The organism is Pandoraea anhela (assembly GCF_902459655.1).
Lineage (GTDB): Bacteria > Pseudomonadota > Gammaproteobacteria > Burkholderiales > Burkholderiaceae > Pandoraea > Pandoraea anhela.
Map to the genome: position 1 here is coordinate 49,438 of NZ_CABPSB010000002.1, position 16,507 is coordinate 65,944.

Genomic DNA, 16,507 nt, shown 5'->3' on the forward strand with positions numbered 1-16,507 from the left:
GACGCCCCGCGCCGGGATGTCGCGATCGCCCACACGCGATGCCGCGCCGTGCCATCAGAACGGCGCGTCGCCGCCGAAGTCCGGGGCGCGGCGCTCGCGCAGCGAGGCGATGCCTTCGCGCACGTCCGGTCCCGCAAATCCCATGAATTCGAGCGCCAGCGAGGCGTCGAACGACGGTCCCGCACTGCGCAGCCAGTTGTTGAGCGCATACTTCGTCCAGCGAATCGCCGTCGTCGAACCGCGCGCGAGTTTGTCGGCCACCTCGAACGCCTTGGGCAGCAGGTCCGCCTCGTCGACCGTGAGCGACACGAGTCCGATGCGCTCGGCCTCCTCGCCCGTCACCGGCTCGCACAGCAGCAGGTAGTACTTCGCCTTCGCCATGCCGCACAGCAGCGGCCAGACGATGGCGGCATGATCGCCCGCCGCCACGCCAAGACGCGTATGTCCGTCGATGATGCGGGCGGTCTTCGCCGCGATCGAGATATCCGCGAGCAGGCCCGCGACCAGCCCCGCGCCGACCGCCGGGCCGTGCATCGCCGAGACGATGGGCTTGCTGCAATTGATCACGTTGTAGACCAGATCGCGTGCTTCACGCCACACGCGGGCGCGCACGGCGAAGTCGTCGGCCATGTCCTCCACGAGCGCCAGATCGCCGCCGCCCGAGAACCCTTTGCCTTCGCCGCGAATCACGACAGCGCGCGTCTCGGTGTCGCGGTCGATGTCGCGCCACACGTCGGCCAATTCCTGATGCATGCGATGATCGGCGGTCGACAGGCCGCTCTTGTTTGCACCGGCGCCCATCACGAGTTCGAGCACACCGTTCGGATGCCGCTTGAATTGCAGCGACTGATAGTGTTGATACGGGTCTTGCGACATGGCTTACCGCTCCAAAAAAATATCCCCGCACAGGCGGGGATGGAACAGCGGCACCGACTAAGGCCAGCGCCGCCGACGGTCAACAGGTCGATGCGAGACATTAACGACCTTCCCGCATTACGGCATTCAAATTGTCGTCATCGACCTTACGGCGCGATCACCCACTTGCCGTTGTCGATCTTGACCATCACGCGGGCGCGCTGATCGAGGCCGAGGTGATCGGTCGGGCTCATGTTGACGACGCCGTTCGAGACGTGAACGTCCTTGCTCGTCTCCAGCGCATCGCGCAGCGCCTTGCGGAACTCCTGCGTGCCAGGCTTGGCGCTCTTGAGCGCGATCGGAATCGCGCGTTGCAGCAGAATGCCGGCATCCCAGGCGTACGAGCCGAAAGCGGCCACTTTGCCGGCACCGTAGCGGGCGTCGAACTTCTTGATGTAGTCCGTCGCCACGGCCTTGGCCGGGTGATCATTCGGCAGTTGCGCCGCCACGAGCACCGGACTGGCCGGCAGATACGTGTTGTTGCAGTCCTTGCCGCATACGCGCAGGAAGTCGTTATTGCCCACGCCGTGGTTGTGATACACGAGCCCCTTGTAGCCGCGCTCGGCGAGCGCCTTCGGCGGCAGGGCGGCCGGCGTGCCCGCCGCGCCCACCACGACCGCATCCGGGTTCTGCGCCATGATCTTGAGGATCTGGCCGGTCACGCTCGGGTCCGTGCGGGCGAAGCGCTCGCTCGCGACCATCTTGATCTTGTGCAGGCCGGCGAACTTGGCGACTTCCTCGTAGAAGGCCTCACCCAGCGCGTCGCCCTGACCGATGAACGCCATCGTCTTCACGCCGTGACGGCTCGCATGCTCGGCAATGGCGGAGGCCATCTGTGCGTCGGTCTGCGGCGTCTTGAACATCCAGTAACGCTTGGCGTCGACCGGTTCGATGATGCGTGCGGACGAGGCGAGCGAGATCGTCGGCGTGGTGCCGGCGGCGATCACGTCGAGCATCGCCAGCGTGTTCGGCGTGATCGACGAGCCGATGATGGCGTCGACGCGGTTCTCGGAGATGAGCTTCTTGGTGTTCTGAACGGCGGTCGTGGTGTCGGACGCGTCGTCCAGCACGATGTAGTCGATCTTCTCGCCGCCGATTTCCTTCGGCAACATGCTGATCGTGTCGCGCGCGGGAAGGCCGAGCGAAGCGGCGGGGCCGGTGAGCGAAATGCTCACACCGATCTTGACCTGAGCGGCAGCGCCGCCGGCCAACGCCAGCAACATCGCACCCAGCAGGGCAGTGCGCACGGGGTTTCGCATGGAAAATCTCCTGGTCTGGCCTGCGCTGGTGGTGTTCTCTGACGCGGATGTCTCAGGGCAGACACCTCGCGCCGCGCCGGCGAAAGTTAGGGCCGGTGCACGAACCTGCCAGGCGTGCGCACCGACGCAAGGAGACAAAGAATAGCGGAGCCGGAATTCCCCGCCATATCCGGGTTCACCCTATGACGACACCGTCCGGCACCCCGCAACGCCTTGCGGGACAAGGCGTTAGGCCCGGTTCATTTTCCCGTCCGGACGGTCGGTCGTTTGCACCGCCGGACGGTGATGGCGACGAAAGTCGGGGAACGATGATGACGAGGGCGCCGCACGACGCCGCAGGACGCCGCCGCTTACTCGTCCAACGGGGCGACCGCCTGATCGATCGCGCCGAAGATCGTCTTGCCCTGCGCGTCGAACATCTCGATACGCACACGGTCGCCGTAGCGCATGAACGCCGTCTGCGGTGCGCCCGTCTCGAGGGTCTCCAGCATGCGCTTCTCGGCGATACAGGCGCTGCCCCGGCTGCGGTCCTTGTTCGAGATCGTGCCCGAGCCGACGATGGTCCCCGCACGCGCATTGCGCGTCTTGCATACGTGCGCCACCAACTGGCCGAAATCGAACACCATGTCCTCGCCGCACTCCGGCGCGCCGAACTTCTTGTCGTTCCACTTCACCGTGAGCGGACGATGCACGCGGCCATCGCGCCATGCGTCGCCCAACTCGTCAGGCGTGACGGCCACCGGCGAGAAGGCGCTGGCCGGCTTGCTCTGGAAGAAGCCGAAGCCCTTGGCCAGTTCCGCCGGGATCAGGTGACGCAGGCTCACATCGTTGACCAGCATCAGCAAACGCACGCCTTCGAGCGCGCGGGCCGGGCTCGCGCCCATCGGCACATCCGATGTCACGACCGCAACCTCGGCTTCGAAGTCGATGCCGAAGTCTTCCGAAGCGCAGACGATGTCGTCCGTCGGCCCGATAAAGTCGTCGCTGCCGCCCTGATACATGAGCGGATCGGTCCAGAATTCGGGCGGCATTTCGGCGCCGCGCGCCTTTCGCACCAGTTCGACATGATTCACGTAGGCCGAGCCGTCGGCCCATTGGTACGCGCGCGGCAACGGCGCCATGCACTCGGCCGGGTCGAACGCGAAAGTATTGCGCGCACGGCCATGGTTGAGTTCGGTGTAGAGCGAATGCAGTTGCGGCGCGTAGAACGTCCAGTCGTCGAGCACGCGTTGCAGCGTGGGAGCGATGGCGTCGGCAATGCAGGCGGTCGACAGGTCGCGCGAGACGACGATCAACTGGCCGTCGCGGGTGCCGTCCTTACGGGTAGCGAGTTTCATGGCAATGGAGTCTGCGAGCGGGTTCAGGATCCGGACCCGACGAGGCAGGCCCGATAGAATGGCGCTTGAAGCCGGGAATTCTACCCGAGGGTATCGTCGGCAGCCCGGAGACGCCGGGCCGGCGACAATCACAGCGACAGTTGCGGGCAGCGAGCGGCCACGATAACAACGACAGAGACACATGACAGCGCCTGAACACGACAACGATTCCCGTCGCGATAGCGAACAAGACGGCGACGCCCACACCGCAGCGCCGGACGAGGAGAAAACCCGCTCGGGCATTCAGTCCATCGAAGTGGGCTTTCGTCTGATCGAAGTGCTGACCGAAGCATCCAATGCGATGATGCTGCGCGACCTCGCGCATGCTGCGGGCATGAATCCCGCCAAGGCGCACCGTTATCTCGTGAGCTTCCAGCGGCTCGGTCTCATCTTGCAGGATCCGGTCAGCGGACGTTACGACCTCGGCCCGTTCACGCTGCGCATGGGGCTCGCGCATCTCGCGCGCATCGATGCCTTCAAGGCCGCGCGCTTCGCCCTGTCCGAACTGCGCGACGCCATCGACCAGACCGTAGGCCTCGCTGTCTGGGGCAATCAGGGACCGACCGTCGTGCACTGGCTCGAATCGACGTTTCCGATGCGTGTGCCGTTGCGTCTGGGCGATGTCATGCCCATGCTCGAATCCGCCGCCGGCCGCCTGTTCGCCGCCTATCTCCCCGAGCGTCAGACGGCACCGCTCATCGATGCGGCGCTGGCCGATCTTCAGCATGCGTCGCGCCACCATCTGCCTGCCACGCGGGCGCAATACGAGGCCGTGCTCGACGATGTGCGGGCGCACCGGGCCGCGCGCGTGGAAGGCACTGTCCTGCCGTCCGTCAACGCGTTCTGCATGCCGGTGTTCGACGCCACGGGACAACTCGTCATGGGCCTGATGGCGCTCGGTCCGGAGAGTCGATTCGATGCGAGTTGGGGCGGCCCGATCGACACCGCACTGCGCACGCTCGCCCAAAATCTGTCGGCCGATCTCGGGCATGCGCACGCGCCCGGGAACGCACGCTGAATCGGGCGCTGCGCGGGGAGGCCCAACGCCGCGCGCTGCGCGATGAACGACGCGGGACGCGCGGTGTCGAACCGAATTCATCTCAATGTGCGATCCTGAAGGTCCCGACGTCCTGACGTCCCGACGTTTTGACCCATCGATTCTCGTGTCTTCGCGCCCGCCCAGCTCGCCCGACTCCTCTCGCCACGCCGCGTCCGACGCGCCGCCGAACCCGGTCGGCCCGGCTTCGCCCGGGGCTTCGGAGACGGGGGTGCCATCGTCGCCCGGGTTGCCCTCGTTGCCCACATCGCCCCCGTCGCCCCCGTCACAGAGATCGCCCAGATCGCCCGCACCGAAGCGCTCGACGCCGTCGCGGGGAGCGAGGTCCGGCAGACGCTGGGGGCTGCGGGCGGGCGTGCTCACGACGGTGATCATCGCGCACCTGTGCCTAGCGCTGTGGGTCGCGAGCCATCGGACGAGGCTCGACGACACGCCGATACCGAGCATTCCGATCACGCTCATCCCGCTCACGCCGGTCGCACCGCCCTCCCCGCCTGCACCGCCAACGCCCAAGCCGGTGGCCAAGCCGCGTCCACCCAAACCTGCTCCCCCCGTCACCGCCCCGCCCGCCCCGCCCGACACGCTTGCCGCGCCGGCGACCGCCGACACGCCCGGACCGCAGGCGGCGTCGGAGACCGTGGCGGGCGCGGGCGACACCGCCGGTGCGAAGGCCTCCGAAGCCGCTGCGCCGCCGGGTGTTCCGCTCACCGCCGCCGCGGCGAACGGCGACAAGTTCGCCCCGCCGCCGTCCGTCACGTTGACGTACGACGCGCTCATGAACGGCGTGCGCAATCAGACGGGACAACTGCATTGGGTGAACCAGAACGGGCATTACCAGTTGCGCATTTCGGTGCCGATCATCTTTTTCGGCACGTTCGAGTTCATCAGCGAAGGCGGGTACGACGCCAATGGCATCGCCCCGTCCCGTTATGTGGAAAAGCGCGGACGCCGCGCCGAATACGTCACCGACTTCCGGCGCGACGCCGCCCCCACGCTGCATTTCTCTCGCTCCGGGCAATCCGTGCCGCTCGCCCCCGGTGCGCAGGACCGCTTCAGCGTGATGATGCAACTGGCGGGCTACGCCCGGGGCAACCCCGAGCGCTATACCCAGGTTGGCGTGACGCACGAGTTCACGGTGGCCGATACGGACAGCAGCGAGGTGTGGCCGGTGCAGTATGTCGGCAGCGAGACCCTGCAAACGCCGAGGGGCTATGTGGAGACGCGTCACTTCAGGCGCCTGCCGCGCAAGTCGGGCGACGAGCGACGTGTGGACATCTGGCTCGCGCCGTCCCTCGACTGGCTGCCGGTTCGGGTCAGACAGACGGAACCGTCGGGCACGGAGTTCGAGCTGATCTTCACGGAGAAATCGGCGCAGTGATCAGGGCGGCGAGGGCTACGACGTTCGGCGCGACGACGCTCGGCCAGGCGTGACGATTCCCGACGACACACAGGGTTTTCCACCCCTGAGAAACGCCTTGCAAACGCCTTGCGATTGCTTAGAATTTCGAGCGATGCAGGCGTGATGCGGGTATGCGGCACGGTGTTGCCCAACCACGACGAAACGCTCGGCAAGATCCTGATCTTCCTGACATAATCAGGATCATTCCGACAGCATCATGTCGCCTCAGCAGTATCTTCGACACCTGATCAGCCTCGACGCCCGACGACAACGCCCGACGACACCATCTCGCAACGTAATGACGACCCCAGGGGGCCACTCATGAAAGTCAGTGCCAACGGCGCATCGATTCATTACGCGGTAGACGGCCATGGACCTTGGGTGACGCTGGCGCATCCGCTGGGCGCCGACCTCACCGTCTGGGACGATCTGGTGCCCGATTTGGCGGCACACTTCCGGGTATTGCGCTACGACAGCCGTGGCCACGGACGGAGCGATGTCACGCGCGGCCCATACTCCGTCGAACAACTGGCCGCCGATGCCACGGCGCTGCTGAGTTCACTGGAAATCCCGCGTACGCATTTCGTCGGCATTTCGATGGGCGGTGCCGTCGCCCAGCAAGTGGCGCTGGACGCCCCCGAGCGGATCGCCAGCCTGACGCTGATCGACACCACCGCCGGCTATGACGACGCCGACGCGCAAAGCTTCCTCGAACGTGCCGCGAAAGCCCGTGCGCACGGCATGAAGGAGCTCGCTGCCGGCACGCTCGAGCGCTGGCTGGGCGAGCGTTTTCGCAAACATCATCCCCAGACGGCCGAACGCATTCGTTCGCTCGTCGCGCACGCCGATCCGGAAGGCTTTGCCGCCGCGTGCGAGGCGCTCGCGGCGTTCGACGTGCGATCACGGTTGTCCGAAATCGAAACGCCTACGCTGGTGCTCGTCGGGGAAAACGATCCCTCGACACCCCCTGCCGTGGCCCGGCGCATCGCCAGCGGGATCGCCGGCGCCCATCTGGAAATTGTGCCCGACGCTGCGCACCTGTCGATCGTCGAGCAGAAACAGTTCGTAACGAAAGCCCTTGCAACATTTTTGCAAGGGACTGCATCTAACGTCTGAAACCTGCAAAATGGGAAAAATGTGGAACTTGCGGGTCTTGAAGCGGGACCTTTGATAAAAGGAGGGCCAAAACCATTGAATTCGTCAGCCGGTGTGCCGATAAGCGAATCATGGGGCACTGCCTCTTGAAATCGCGCCGCGTCGCCCCTATGTGGGTTAGCAAGGACCATGCAGGAACACCAGGAGAGTTGCCATGCTCATGATTTACAACAGCCCGAACTACTGTGTCGTTGAGTTTGCCGCCGATAACGGCAATCACTCGCTGTCCGCCGGTGGCTATGAAATCGTGGACAAGACCGCAGGCCGCGAGATTTTTCTCGACGGCTCGCTTGCCCGGCAATTCCGTGAAGAAGTGCAGAAGCTGATTGCCTCCGAGCCTTCCGAGGACGAAGTCGACGAATTCCTCGGTCAGTTCGACAACTTCATGACGAATCCGGTCGTGCTCCATTGATGCCCGCTTCGGACATCACCCTACGCGGTGCAGCCACACGAAAAACCCTCGCTTCGGCGAGGGTTTTTTCATGGGGCGAGAATCCGACCGCCTGTCAGGCTTGAGCCCCGGCATGGCGGCGCGGCGCAATGCTCAGCACTGCTGCCAGGGCAACCCGTCGAAACGCCAGCCGTTGACGGCATTGCGGTGGTGCGTGGCGTCCAGATCGCCTTCGAAGCCGTGCAGCACCCCGTAGACATTCAGAAAGCCGGCCGCCTCCAGCGCCTCGCCGGCCGCCATGCTGCGATTGCCGCTACGGCAGATGAGCATCACGGGACGCTCGCCCCCCGCCCCCGCCAGCTTGCGCACGCTTTGCACGAAGTGCGGGTTGATCTCCCAGTCCGGGCCGTCGTTCCACGCCACGTGGATCGCCCCGACCGGATGGCCGACGAACAAATGTTCCATTTCGCTGCGGCAATCCACGAACAGCGCATTGGCATGGGCTTGAAGGAACTTGTGAGCGGCGCTCGGGAGCAAAAATTCCATTTCGTCGACAAAACTTCGGGAAAGTTGGACGGCGCCGCCCGGCGGGCGTCCGACAGCCGCCCTATGGGGCATCGGGACGCGGGCGACATTCACGAAAACCATTACAATTATAGGTTTTCCGGCCACTCCAAGGCGACGTCCGTCATGACCACCGCAACCCCATCCGCCGCAAGCGCACTGCCAGTAGCGTCGAGTGCACGGCAATACACGCGCGGTCAGGCCCTGCCTGCCCTGCTCGAAAAGCGCATCCTGATTCTGGACGGGGCGATGGGAACGATGATTCAGCGCTACAAGCTGGACGAAGCGCAATACCGGGGCGAGCGTTTCGCCGCCTTCGCGCACGACGTGAAGGGCAACAACGAGCTGCTCTCGCTTACGCGCCCGGACGTCATCAGCGAGATCCACCGCCAGTATCTGGCCGCCGGCGCCGATATCATCGAGACGAACACCTTCGGGGCGACGACGATCGCACAGGCCGACTACCACATGGAAGATCTGGCCGACGAGATGAACCGGGAGTCGGCGCGTCTGGCCCGCGAAGCATGCGCGGCGTTCAGCACCCCGGACAAGCCCCGTTTTGCCGCCGGCGCCATCGGCCCGACGCCCAAGACTGCGAGCATCAGCCCGGACGTCAACGATCCCGGCGCGCGCAACGTCGACTTCGATCAGTTGCGCGACGCGTACTACGCGCAGGCGAAGTCGCTGATGGAAGGGGGCGTGGACCTGTTCCTCGTCGAGACCATTTTCGACACGCTCAACGCCAAGGCCGCGCTCTTTGCCATCGACGAACTGTTCGAAGACACCGGCGAGATCCTGCCGATCATGATCTCGGGCACGGTGACGGACGCCTCCGGGCGGATTCTGTCCGGTCAGACCGTCGAAGCGTTCTGGAACTCGCTGCGTCACGCCCGCCCGCTCACGTTCGGCCTGAACTGCGCGCTGGGCGCCACGCTCATGCGCCCGTACATCGCCGAGCTGGCCAAGCTGTGCAACACCTACGTATCGGTGTATCCGAACGCCGGGCTGCCCAACCCGATGAGCGACACAGGCTTCGATGAGACGCCCGACGTAACGTCCGGCCTGCTCAAGGAATTTGCACAGGCCGGTCTGGTGAATCTGGCCGGCGGCTGCTGCGGCACCACGCCGGAGCACATCGCCGAGATCGCCAAGGCGCTCGCGAGCGTGAAGCCGCGCCGCTGGCCGTCGCAGTATCGCAATGGCGGGGACGGCGAGGCGTGAGCCGCGCACCGTCTCCCGCCTGACATCTCACAAGCGTCACAAGACTGATTGCACGTAGCCCGGCGCACCGGCGCTGTCGCCGACAACGCGACAGCCCGCCCGATCCTCCCGCCGCCATCGCGGTGGTGTCACGGAAGGAACGCGGCGGCTCGGTGCACCAACCACTGAACGGATTGCCCCATGAGCCAAACGTCTGTCGAAACGTCGGTCCCGCCGATGCGCCTGTCCGGCCTCGAACCCTTCAACATCGGCGCGGGCACGCTTTTCGTGAACGTCGGTGAGCGTACCAACGTCACGGGCTCGAAAGCGTTCGCACGCATGATCCTGAACGGCCAGTTCGACGAAGCGCTTGCGGTCGCGCGCCAGCAGGTCGAAAACGGCGCCCAGGTCATCGACATCAACATGGACGAGGCCATGCTCGACTCCAAGGCCGCGATGGTTCGCTTCATGAACCTGATCGCCTCGGAGCCGGACATTGCGCGCGTGCCGATCATGATCGACTCGTCGAAGTGGGAGGTGATCGAAGCCGGTCTCAAGTGCGTGCAGGGCAAGGCCATCGTCAACTCGATCTCGCTCAAGGAAGGCAAGGAAGCCTTCGTGCACCACGCCAGGCGGATTCGCCGCTACGGCGCGGCGGCCGTGGTCATGGCCTTCGACGAGCAGGGCCAGGCCGACACCTACCAGCGCAAGATCGAGATCTGCGAGCGCAGCTACCGCGTGCTGGTCGACGAGGTGGGCTTCCCGCCGGAAGACATCATTTTCGACCCGAACATCTTCGCGGTCGCCACCGGCATCGAAGAGCACAACAACTACGCCGTCGACTTCATCAACGCCACACGCTGGATCAAGCAACATCTGCCCGGCGCGAAGATCAGCGGCGGTGTGTCGAACGTCTCGTTCTCGTTCCGCGGCAACGATCTCGTGCGCGAAGCGATCCATACCGTGTTCCTGTACCACGCGATTCAGGCGGGCATGGACATGGGCATCGTCAACGCCGGCCAGCTCGGCGTGTACGAGAACCTCGACCCGGAACTGCGCGAGCGCGTGGAAGACGTGGTGCTCAATCGTCGCGAGGACAGCACCGAGCGTCTGCTGGAAATCGCCGATCGCTTCAAGGGCGGCGCGGCAAAGCGCGAAGAGAATCTGGAGTGGCGCAATCAGCCGGTCGAAGCGCGTCTCGCGCACGCGCTGGTGCACGGCATTACGACCTTCATCGTCGAAGACACCGAGGAAGTGCGTCAGAAGATCGCCGATGCCGGCGGTCGTCCGATTCAGGTCATCGAAGGCCCGCTCATGGACGGCATGAACGTCGTGGGCGACCTGTTCGGCGCGGGCAAGATGTTCCTGCCGCAGGTGGTGAAGAGTGCGCGCGTGATGAAGCAGGCCGTGGCGCATCTCGTGCCGTTCATCGAGGAAGAAAAAGCGCGCATGGCCGCCGCCGGGGAGGACGTGCGCTCGAAGGGCAAGATCGTGATCGCCACGGTCAAGGGCGACGTGCACGACATCGGCAAGAACATCGTCACCGTGGTGCTTCAGTGCAACAACTTCGAGGTCGTCAACATGGGGGTGATGGTGCCGTGCGCCGAAATCCTCGCCAAGGCGAAGGAAGAAGGCGCGGACATTATCGGCCTGTCGGGACTGATTACGCCGAGTCTGGAAGAGATGGCGTACGTGGCGTCGGAGATGCAGCGCGACGACTACTTCCGTTTGCGCAACATTCCGCTGCTCATCGGCGGGGCCACGACCTCGCGCGTGCACACCGCCGTGAAGATCGCGCCGCACTACGAGGGCCCGGTGATCTACGTGCCGGACGCCTCGCGCTCGGTGTCGGTCGCCTCGAACCTGCTCTCCGACGAAGCCGCCGAACGCTACCTCGAAGAGGTGAAGACGGATTACGACCGGGTGCGTGCGCAACACGCGAATCGAAAGGCCACACCGATGGTCTCGCTCGCGAGCGCGCGTGAGAACAAGTTCAAGGTCGACTGGTCGCGCTACGTGCCGCCCAAGCCGAAGTTCATCGGGCGCCGTGTGTTCAAGAACTACGATCTGGCCGAACTCGCGGAATTCATCGACTGGGGTCCGTTCTTCCAGACGTGGGATCTCGCCGGCCCCTATCCGGCGATTCTCACCGACGCGATCGTCGGCGAATCGGCACAACGCGTGTTCGACGACGGCAAAGCCATGCTCGACCGTCTGATCAAGGGCCGCTGGTTGACCGCCAACGCCGTGATCGCGATGCTGCCCGCGAACGTGGTGAACGACGACGACATCGAAATCTACACCGACGAATCGCGCTCGGACGTCGCGTTCACCTGGCACAACCTGCGTCAGCAAAGCGAGCGCCCCGTGGTGGACGGCGTACGTCGCCCGAACCGCTCGCTGGCCGACTTCATCGCGCCGAAGGACAGCGGTGTGGCTGACTACATCGGCGTGTTCGCGGTGACGGCAGGACTGGGGGTGGACGCCCGGGAAGCCGGCTTCCTCGCCACACACGACGACTACAGCGCGATCATGCTCAAGGCGCTGGCCGACCGTCTGGCCGAGGCCTTTGCCGAGTGCATGCACGCGCGCGTGCGCCGTGACTTCTGGGGCTACGCCGCCGACGAGCAACTCGATAACGACGCGCTCATCAAGGAAAAGTATGTCGGCATTCGCCCGGCGCCCGGCTATCCCGCCTGCCCGGAACACTCGGTCAAGGGGCCGATGTTCCAGTACCTGCAAGCGCACGAAGTCGGTATGAGCGTGACGGAGTCGCTCGCCATGCTGCCGGCCGCCAGCGTCTCGGGCTTCTACCTGTCGCACCCGGACAGCACCTACTTCACCCTCGGTAAGATCGGTCCCGACCAGGTCGAGGACTTCATGGAGCGCACCGGCGTGGACGAAGCCACGGCGCGCCGTCTGCTGGCCCCGCAACTGTCGTAATCGGCATTCCCTCGTCATGGAGACGGGGCGAGAGAGCGGGTGAGGGGCGACGAAAAACAACATGTCGCCCCTCGCCCGTGCAAGACACCTTCCCCCCACCGAATCCCGGTGCCATAATGCGGCGGCGCAACATGGCCGGCGTGTCACGCCCCTGTCGTAACCGCAGCCTACTGTCGAGCGCTGGGCGCATCCGAGCGCCCTGACGGCTGCTTTTGCTGCTTTTGCTGCTTTTGCTGCTTTTGCCGCTTTTGCCGCTTGTGCGCTCATTGCGCGATTGCACGCGCGTCGCCCCCGTCCCCGAGCGGCGGAGCGACGCTATCGAATCCCCGTCGATCGGTCTCTTGCCCGACCCGCCGGTTCATGTCGAGACGTCCCATGCAAGCCCTGCACAGCATCCAGAACTTCCAACTCCTCCCACTGCTCAACACCCTCATATCGCTCGCCGTGGCGTTCATCCTCGGCACGATCATCGGTGTGGAGCGTCAGGTCAGACAACGTACCGCGGGACTGCGAACGAACGTGCTCGTGGCCGTCGGTGCGGCAGCGTTCGTCGATCTGTCGATGCGGCTCCTGCCGGGCGACACGCGCGTGATCTCGTACGTGGTATCGGGCGTCGGCTTCCTCGGTGCAGGCGCCATCATGAAGGACGGTGCGTCCGTGCGCGGCCTGAACACCGCCGCCACGCTATGGGGGTCGGCCGCCGTGGGCGCAGCGGCAGGCGCGAGCATGGTCATCGAGGCCGTGGTCGTTGCGTTATTCGTACTCGCGGCCAATACGCTGCTGCGGCCGGTCGTCAACCGCATCAACCGTGCACCGATCAACGAGGCAACCTCCGAAGCCAGTTACGCATTGTCCGTCATCTGCGCGCGCACCACGCAGCGCGACGTGCTCGATAAGGTCGAGGCATGGCTCGAAGCCTCGAACTATCCGGTGCGTGCGCTCGACATTCATCCGTTCGGCGAAGCGGAAGTCGAAATCGAAGCGCTGTTGTTGCCGACGGCCGTCAAGGCCGGCGAACTCGATGCGCTGACCGATCATCTGGAAACGCTGCCAGGCGTCAATCAGGTGTTCTGGTCGAGTCGTTCGGATGACTAATGATTTGTCTTGGGGGATGTCCGACAAAATCATCGGATATCTCTGACAACCCTGGACATTCCTCAGGAAAAAGTCGAATTACATTCGATTACAAACCCTTACAGCACCGCACGCCACCGCTTCTTAGACTGGAATCTCACTAACGCAAGTGATGCCTGCACGACAGCCGTTCCTTCCCTGTGCAGCGCAAAGCCAAGGAGTCCATCTGATGAAGAAGCTGAATTTTTCGATTGCAGCGTCCCTCGCCGCCCTGACCCTCGCCGGCGCATCGGCACTGAGTTTCGCGCAAGGTGCGGCGGGCGGCGGCGCAGCCGGCCCTGGCGGCGGTACGACAACGGACCCGTCGGCCCCGATGCCGAGTCAGGCGTCGCCGGATTCGCGTCAGGCGCCCACGCCGGGCGCGCAAACCATGACGCCGTCGGATCCGCATCCGAATGCGAAGGCGCAGAAGCCGCGTCACAGCACCAAGAAAACGCCGAACAACGGCAATACCGGCAATGGCGCCACGAACGCCCCGGATAACGCGCCGGGCAAGGCGCAGTAAGGTGGCACGAAGCCGGTGACGATGTGCCGGTGGCGACACCGGCATCATCACGGTCATTTCCCGGTCATTTCCCGGTCATTTCTCGATCATTTAGGTCGTCTCGCCGGACATCCCGGCGATGGCATTCCGTCGGTACCGCGACCGCACGGGCCCTGCATCGGGCCTGGCCCACCCCCCTCGCCCGGGGGCAGTCCGGGCCGGACATGACCGACGATAAAAAAGCAGGCCCGCGATTTGCGGGCCTGCTTTTTTCGTGTCATCGACTCGATTGCGCCGGGATACTGTCGGCACACCGGCGGCGAGCCAGGGCGTCAGCGACTGCCGACCTCCCACATCACGGCGCTGCCTTCCGCATGTGCTTCCTTGAGCATGTTCAGCAGCGGATAGGCGCGTTGCGAAAGACGCAGGCGATTGTCCTCATCACGCTCATCGGACGTCTTGCCTTTGCTTTCCTTGTCGGCAGCCGCCGTGTCTTCCGCAATGGCGGCTTCGAGCTTCGCGATGGCATCCGCCGTTTCGTCCGACCCGATCGCGCCGCGCTCGCCGAGTTTCTTCCCGACGATCCCCAGCAGCAATTGGGCGAGATTCTCCAGCATGTTGATGGTGGGCGAGGCGTGCGCCTTGAACGTTACCAGCATGGTTGGCTCCCTATTCGAGTTATCACCACCGCCGTCCCTGCCCTGTTACGCAAGGAGGGGTACCGTGACTTCATCATACACCTGTTAAAATCCGTTGCTGACGATTCAACTGCCTGTCCGGACGTGTCCGGACGCACCCGAAACACCCGCCAATGCTACCCGCACAAAAGAATGCTCTCGTCGCGCTGATCGGCGACGTCGTCGCCGGCTTGATGCCTGCGGACGGCACTGCGCCCGCCGCGCCCGTCATCCTGCTCGAACGCCCGAAAGTCGCCGCGCACGGTGATCTGGCCTGTAACGTGGCGATGCAACTCGCCAAGCCCTTGCGCGCCAACCCGCGCGAGCTGGCCCAGAAGATTGCCGACGCGATCCTCGCCGACACCCGCGCCAAGGGTCTCGTCGACGCCGTCGAAATCGCCGGCCCGGGCTTCATCAATCTGCGTCTGGCCAATGCCGCCAAGCAGTCGGTCGCCCGCGCGATCCTGACCGAAGGCGCCGCCTTCGGCCGCCGCGCCGCCAGCAACGAGGCCACCCCGGTGCTCGTCGAGTTCGTCTCGGCCAACCCGACCGGCCCGCTGCACGTGGGTCACGGACGTCAGGCCGCGCTCGGCGACACGATCTCGGCGCTGCTCGGCACACAAGGCCGTCCGGTGCACCGCGAGTTCTATTACAACGACGCCGGCGTCCAGATCCAGACGCTCGCCACCTCGGTGCAGGCCCGCGCGCGCGGCTTCAAGCCGGGCGACGCCGAATGGCCGGAATCGGCCTATAACGGCGACTACATCGGCGACATCGCGCAGGACTTCCTCGCCGGCAAGACCGTGCAGGCGTCCGATGGCGCGCCCGTCACCGGCAGCGGCGACATCGAAGACATCGACTCGATCCGCGCATTCGCCGTGGCGTATCTGCGCCGCGAGCAGGACATCGATCTGCAAACGTTCGGCGTCATCTTCGATCAGTACTATCTCGAATCGTCGCTGTACGCCGACGGCAGCGTCGAGCGCACGGTGCAGGCGCTCATCGACGCCGGCGTGACGTATGAGCAGGAAGGCGCGCTGTGGCTGCGCACGACCGACTACGGCGACGACAAGGACCGCGTGATGCGCAAGTCCGACGGCACGTACACGTACTTCGTGCCGGACGTTGCCTATCACACGCGCAAGTGGGATCGCGGCTTCCATCAGGTCATCAACGTGCAGGGCTCGGATCACCATGGCACCATCGCCCGCGTTCGCGCCGGCCTGCAAGCCTTGGGCATCGGCATTCCGAAGGGCTACCCCGACTACGTGCTGCACAAGATGGTCACCGTCATGCGCAACGGCGAAGAGGTGAAAATCTCCAAGCGCGCCGGCAGCTACGTGACGGTGCGCGATCTGATCGAATGGTCGGGCGGCATTACGGCCGAGACGCCGGTCACGGACCCCGTCGCGCGTGAAGACGCGCTGCGCCGTGGTCGCGACGCCGTGCGCTTCTTCCTAATTTCGCGCAAGGCCGATACCGAATTCGTGTTCGACGTGGACCTCGCGCTCAAACAGAACGACGAAAACCCGGTGTACTACGTGCAATACGCACATGCACGTATCTGCTCGATCCTCACGCAGTGGGGCGGCAACGAAGCCGCGCTGGCCAGCGCCGATCTCGCGCCGCTCGACAGCGAACGCGCGCTCGCCCTGCTGCAATTGCTCGCCGAGTACCCGGACATGCTCACGCGTGCCGCCGAGGAACTCGCGCCGCACGCCGTGGCCTTCTATCTGCGGGATCTGGCGGGGGCGTTCCACTCCTTCTACAACTCGGATCGCGTGCTCGTGGACGACGACACCGTGAAGCACGCGCGGCTGGCGCTGCTCGCGGCGACACGTCAGGTGCTGCGCAACGGGCTTGCCGTGCTGGGCGTGTCGGCCCCGGCCAAGATGTAAGTTATCCAACCACTCCGAACGGCAACCCGCATCGGAACTCTGTAAGGACGGAATC

At 64.8% G+C, this 16,507-nt stretch carries 14 protein-coding genes; 9 read left to right on the plus strand and 5 right to left on the minus strand.

The window, feature by feature from the left end:
- Positions 1 to 54 precede the first annotated feature (54 nt).
- The 3 genes from PAN31108_RS03335 to PAN31108_RS03345 form a co-directional block, all read right to left on the minus strand.
- The gene (locus PAN31108_RS03335) at positions 55 to 876 is read right to left on the minus strand and encodes an enoyl-CoA hydratase/isomerase family protein (RefSeq protein WP_150667483.1); all 822 of its coding nucleotides are present in this window, start codon (positions 874 to 876) and stop codon (positions 55 to 57) included.
- A 146-nt stretch (positions 877 to 1,022) separates the two neighbouring features.
- On the minus strand, positions 1,023 to 2,174 hold the full coding sequence (locus tag PAN31108_RS03340; protein WP_150667484.1) for an ABC transporter substrate-binding protein: 1,152 nt from the start codon (positions 2,172 to 2,174) through the stop codon (positions 1,023 to 1,025).
- 350 nt (positions 2,175 to 2,524) lie between these two features.
- Positions 2,525 to 3,511 (minus strand): fumarylacetoacetate hydrolase family protein, encoded by a 987-nt coding sequence (locus PAN31108_RS03345; protein ID WP_150667485.1) that lies wholly within the window; start codon positions 3,509 to 3,511, stop codon positions 2,525 to 2,527.
- Positions 3,512 to 3,692: 181 nt separating this feature from the next.
- Between PAN31108_RS03345 and PAN31108_RS03350 the strand changes: the two genes are divergently transcribed.
- The 4 genes from PAN31108_RS03350 to PAN31108_RS03365 all read left to right on the plus strand — a co-directional run bounded on the left by PAN31108_RS03350 (position 3,693) and on the right by PAN31108_RS03365 (position 7,573).
- Positions 3,693 to 4,568 (plus strand): IclR family transcriptional regulator, encoded by an 876-nt coding sequence (locus tag PAN31108_RS03350; protein WP_150667486.1) that lies wholly within the window; start codon positions 3,693 to 3,695, stop codon positions 4,566 to 4,568.
- Positions 4,569 to 4,962: 394 nt separating this feature from the next.
- Positions 4,963 to 5,985, plus strand: coding sequence for a DUF3108 domain-containing protein (locus tag PAN31108_RS03355; protein WP_150667487.1), 1,023 nt, complete (start codon positions 4,963 to 4,965; stop codon positions 5,983 to 5,985).
- A 342-nt stretch (positions 5,986 to 6,327) separates the two neighbouring features.
- Entirely contained in the window at positions 6,328 to 7,122 is a 795-nt protein-coding gene (locus PAN31108_RS03360; protein WP_150667488.1) for an alpha/beta fold hydrolase, read from the plus strand.
- A 193-nt stretch (positions 7,123 to 7,315) separates the two neighbouring features.
- Positions 7,316 to 7,573 carry a BTH_I0359 family protein gene (locus tag PAN31108_RS03365; protein ID WP_044453626.1) on the plus strand — a complete coding sequence of 86 codons (258 nt, stop codon included), beginning with the start codon at positions 7,316 to 7,318 and terminating at the stop codon, positions 7,571 to 7,573.
- Between the two features lie 132 nt (positions 7,574 to 7,705).
- Here the strand turns inward: PAN31108_RS03365 and PAN31108_RS03370 are convergent, their stop codons facing one another.
- Complete coding sequence (locus PAN31108_RS03370) at positions 7,706 to 8,098, minus strand: rhodanese-like domain-containing protein (RefSeq protein WP_150667489.1); 393 nt, start codon at positions 8,096 to 8,098, stop codon at positions 7,706 to 7,708.
- Positions 8,099 to 8,242: 144 nt separating this feature from the next.
- On the opposite strand from PAN31108_RS03370, the gene PAN31108_RS03375 reads away from it, so the two are divergent.
- The 4 genes from PAN31108_RS03375 (at position 8,243) to PAN31108_RS03390 (ending at position 13,898) form a co-directional block, all read left to right on the plus strand.
- Positions 8,243 to 9,337 carry a homocysteine S-methyltransferase family protein gene (locus PAN31108_RS03375; protein ID WP_150667490.1) on the plus strand — a complete coding sequence of 365 codons (1,095 nt, stop codon included), beginning with the start codon at positions 8,243 to 8,245 and terminating at the stop codon, positions 9,335 to 9,337.
- Between the two features lie 180 nt (positions 9,338 to 9,517).
- Complete coding sequence (gene metH, locus PAN31108_RS03380) at positions 9,518 to 12,259, plus strand: methionine synthase (RefSeq protein WP_150667491.1); 2,742 nt, start codon at positions 9,518 to 9,520, stop codon at positions 12,257 to 12,259.
- 384 nt (positions 12,260 to 12,643) lie between these two features.
- The gene (locus PAN31108_RS03385) at positions 12,644 to 13,354 is read left to right on the plus strand and encodes an MgtC/SapB family protein (protein ID WP_150667839.1); all 711 of its coding nucleotides are present in this window, start codon (positions 12,644 to 12,646) and stop codon (positions 13,352 to 13,354) included.
- 208 nt (positions 13,355 to 13,562) lie between these two features.
- The gene (locus PAN31108_RS03390) at positions 13,563 to 13,898 is read left to right on the plus strand and encodes a hypothetical protein (protein ID WP_150667492.1); all 336 of its coding nucleotides are present in this window, start codon (positions 13,563 to 13,565) and stop codon (positions 13,896 to 13,898) included.
- A gap of 311 nt (positions 13,899 to 14,209) precedes the next feature.
- On the opposite strand, the gene PAN31108_RS03395 is transcribed toward PAN31108_RS03390, so the two are convergent.
- Positions 14,210 to 14,536 (minus strand): DUF1840 domain-containing protein, encoded by a 327-nt coding sequence (locus tag PAN31108_RS03395; protein WP_150667493.1) that lies wholly within the window; start codon positions 14,534 to 14,536, stop codon positions 14,210 to 14,212.
- Between the two features lie 152 nt (positions 14,537 to 14,688).
- On the opposite strand from PAN31108_RS03395, the gene argS reads away from it, so the two are divergent.
- Positions 14,689 to 16,452, plus strand: a complete 1,764-nt coding sequence (gene argS / locus PAN31108_RS03400) for an arginine--tRNA ligase (RefSeq protein ID WP_150667494.1) — start codon at positions 14,689 to 14,691, stop codon at positions 16,450 to 16,452.
- Positions 16,453 to 16,507: the final 55 nt, after the last annotated feature.

Excerpts from the sequence above, each read along its gene's own strand:
- PAN31108_RS03335 (WP_150667483.1), bottom strand. The coding sequence starts at position 876 with ATGTCGCAAGACCCGTATCAACACTATCAGTCGCTGCAATTCAAGCGG.
- PAN31108_RS03340 (WP_150667484.1), bottom strand. The coding sequence starts at position 2,174 with ATGCGAAACCCCGTGCGCACTGCCCTGCTGGGTGCGATGTTGCTGGCG.
- PAN31108_RS03345 (WP_150667485.1), bottom strand. The coding sequence starts at position 3,511 with ATGAAACTCGCTACCCGTAAGGACGGCACCCGCGACGGCCAGTTGATC.
- PAN31108_RS03350 (WP_150667486.1), top strand. The coding sequence starts at position 3,693 with ATGACAGCGCCTGAACACGACAACGATTCCCGTCGCGATAGCGAACAA.
- PAN31108_RS03360 (WP_150667488.1), top strand. The coding sequence starts at position 6,328 with ATGAAAGTCAGTGCCAACGGCGCATCGATTCATTACGCGGTAGACGGC.
- PAN31108_RS03365 (WP_044453626.1), top strand. The coding sequence starts at position 7,316 with ATGCTCATGATTTACAACAGCCCGAACTACTGTGTCGTTGAGTTTGCC.
- PAN31108_RS03370 (WP_150667489.1), bottom strand. The coding sequence starts at position 8,098 with ATGGAATTTTTGCTCCCGAGCGCCGCTCACAAGTTCCTTCAAGCCCAT.
- PAN31108_RS03375 (WP_150667490.1), top strand. The coding sequence starts at position 8,243 with ATGACCACCGCAACCCCATCCGCCGCAAGCGCACTGCCAGTAGCGTCG.
- metH (WP_150667491.1), top strand. The coding sequence starts at position 9,518 with ATGAGCCAAACGTCTGTCGAAACGTCGGTCCCGCCGATGCGCCTGTCC.
- PAN31108_RS03390 (WP_150667492.1), top strand. The coding sequence starts at position 13,563 with ATGAAGAAGCTGAATTTTTCGATTGCAGCGTCCCTCGCCGCCCTGACC.
- PAN31108_RS03395 (WP_150667493.1), bottom strand. The coding sequence starts at position 14,536 with ATGCTGGTAACGTTCAAGGCGCACGCCTCGCCCACCATCAACATGCTG.
- argS (WP_150667494.1), top strand. The coding sequence starts at position 14,689 with ATGCTACCCGCACAAAAGAATGCTCTCGTCGCGCTGATCGGCGACGTC.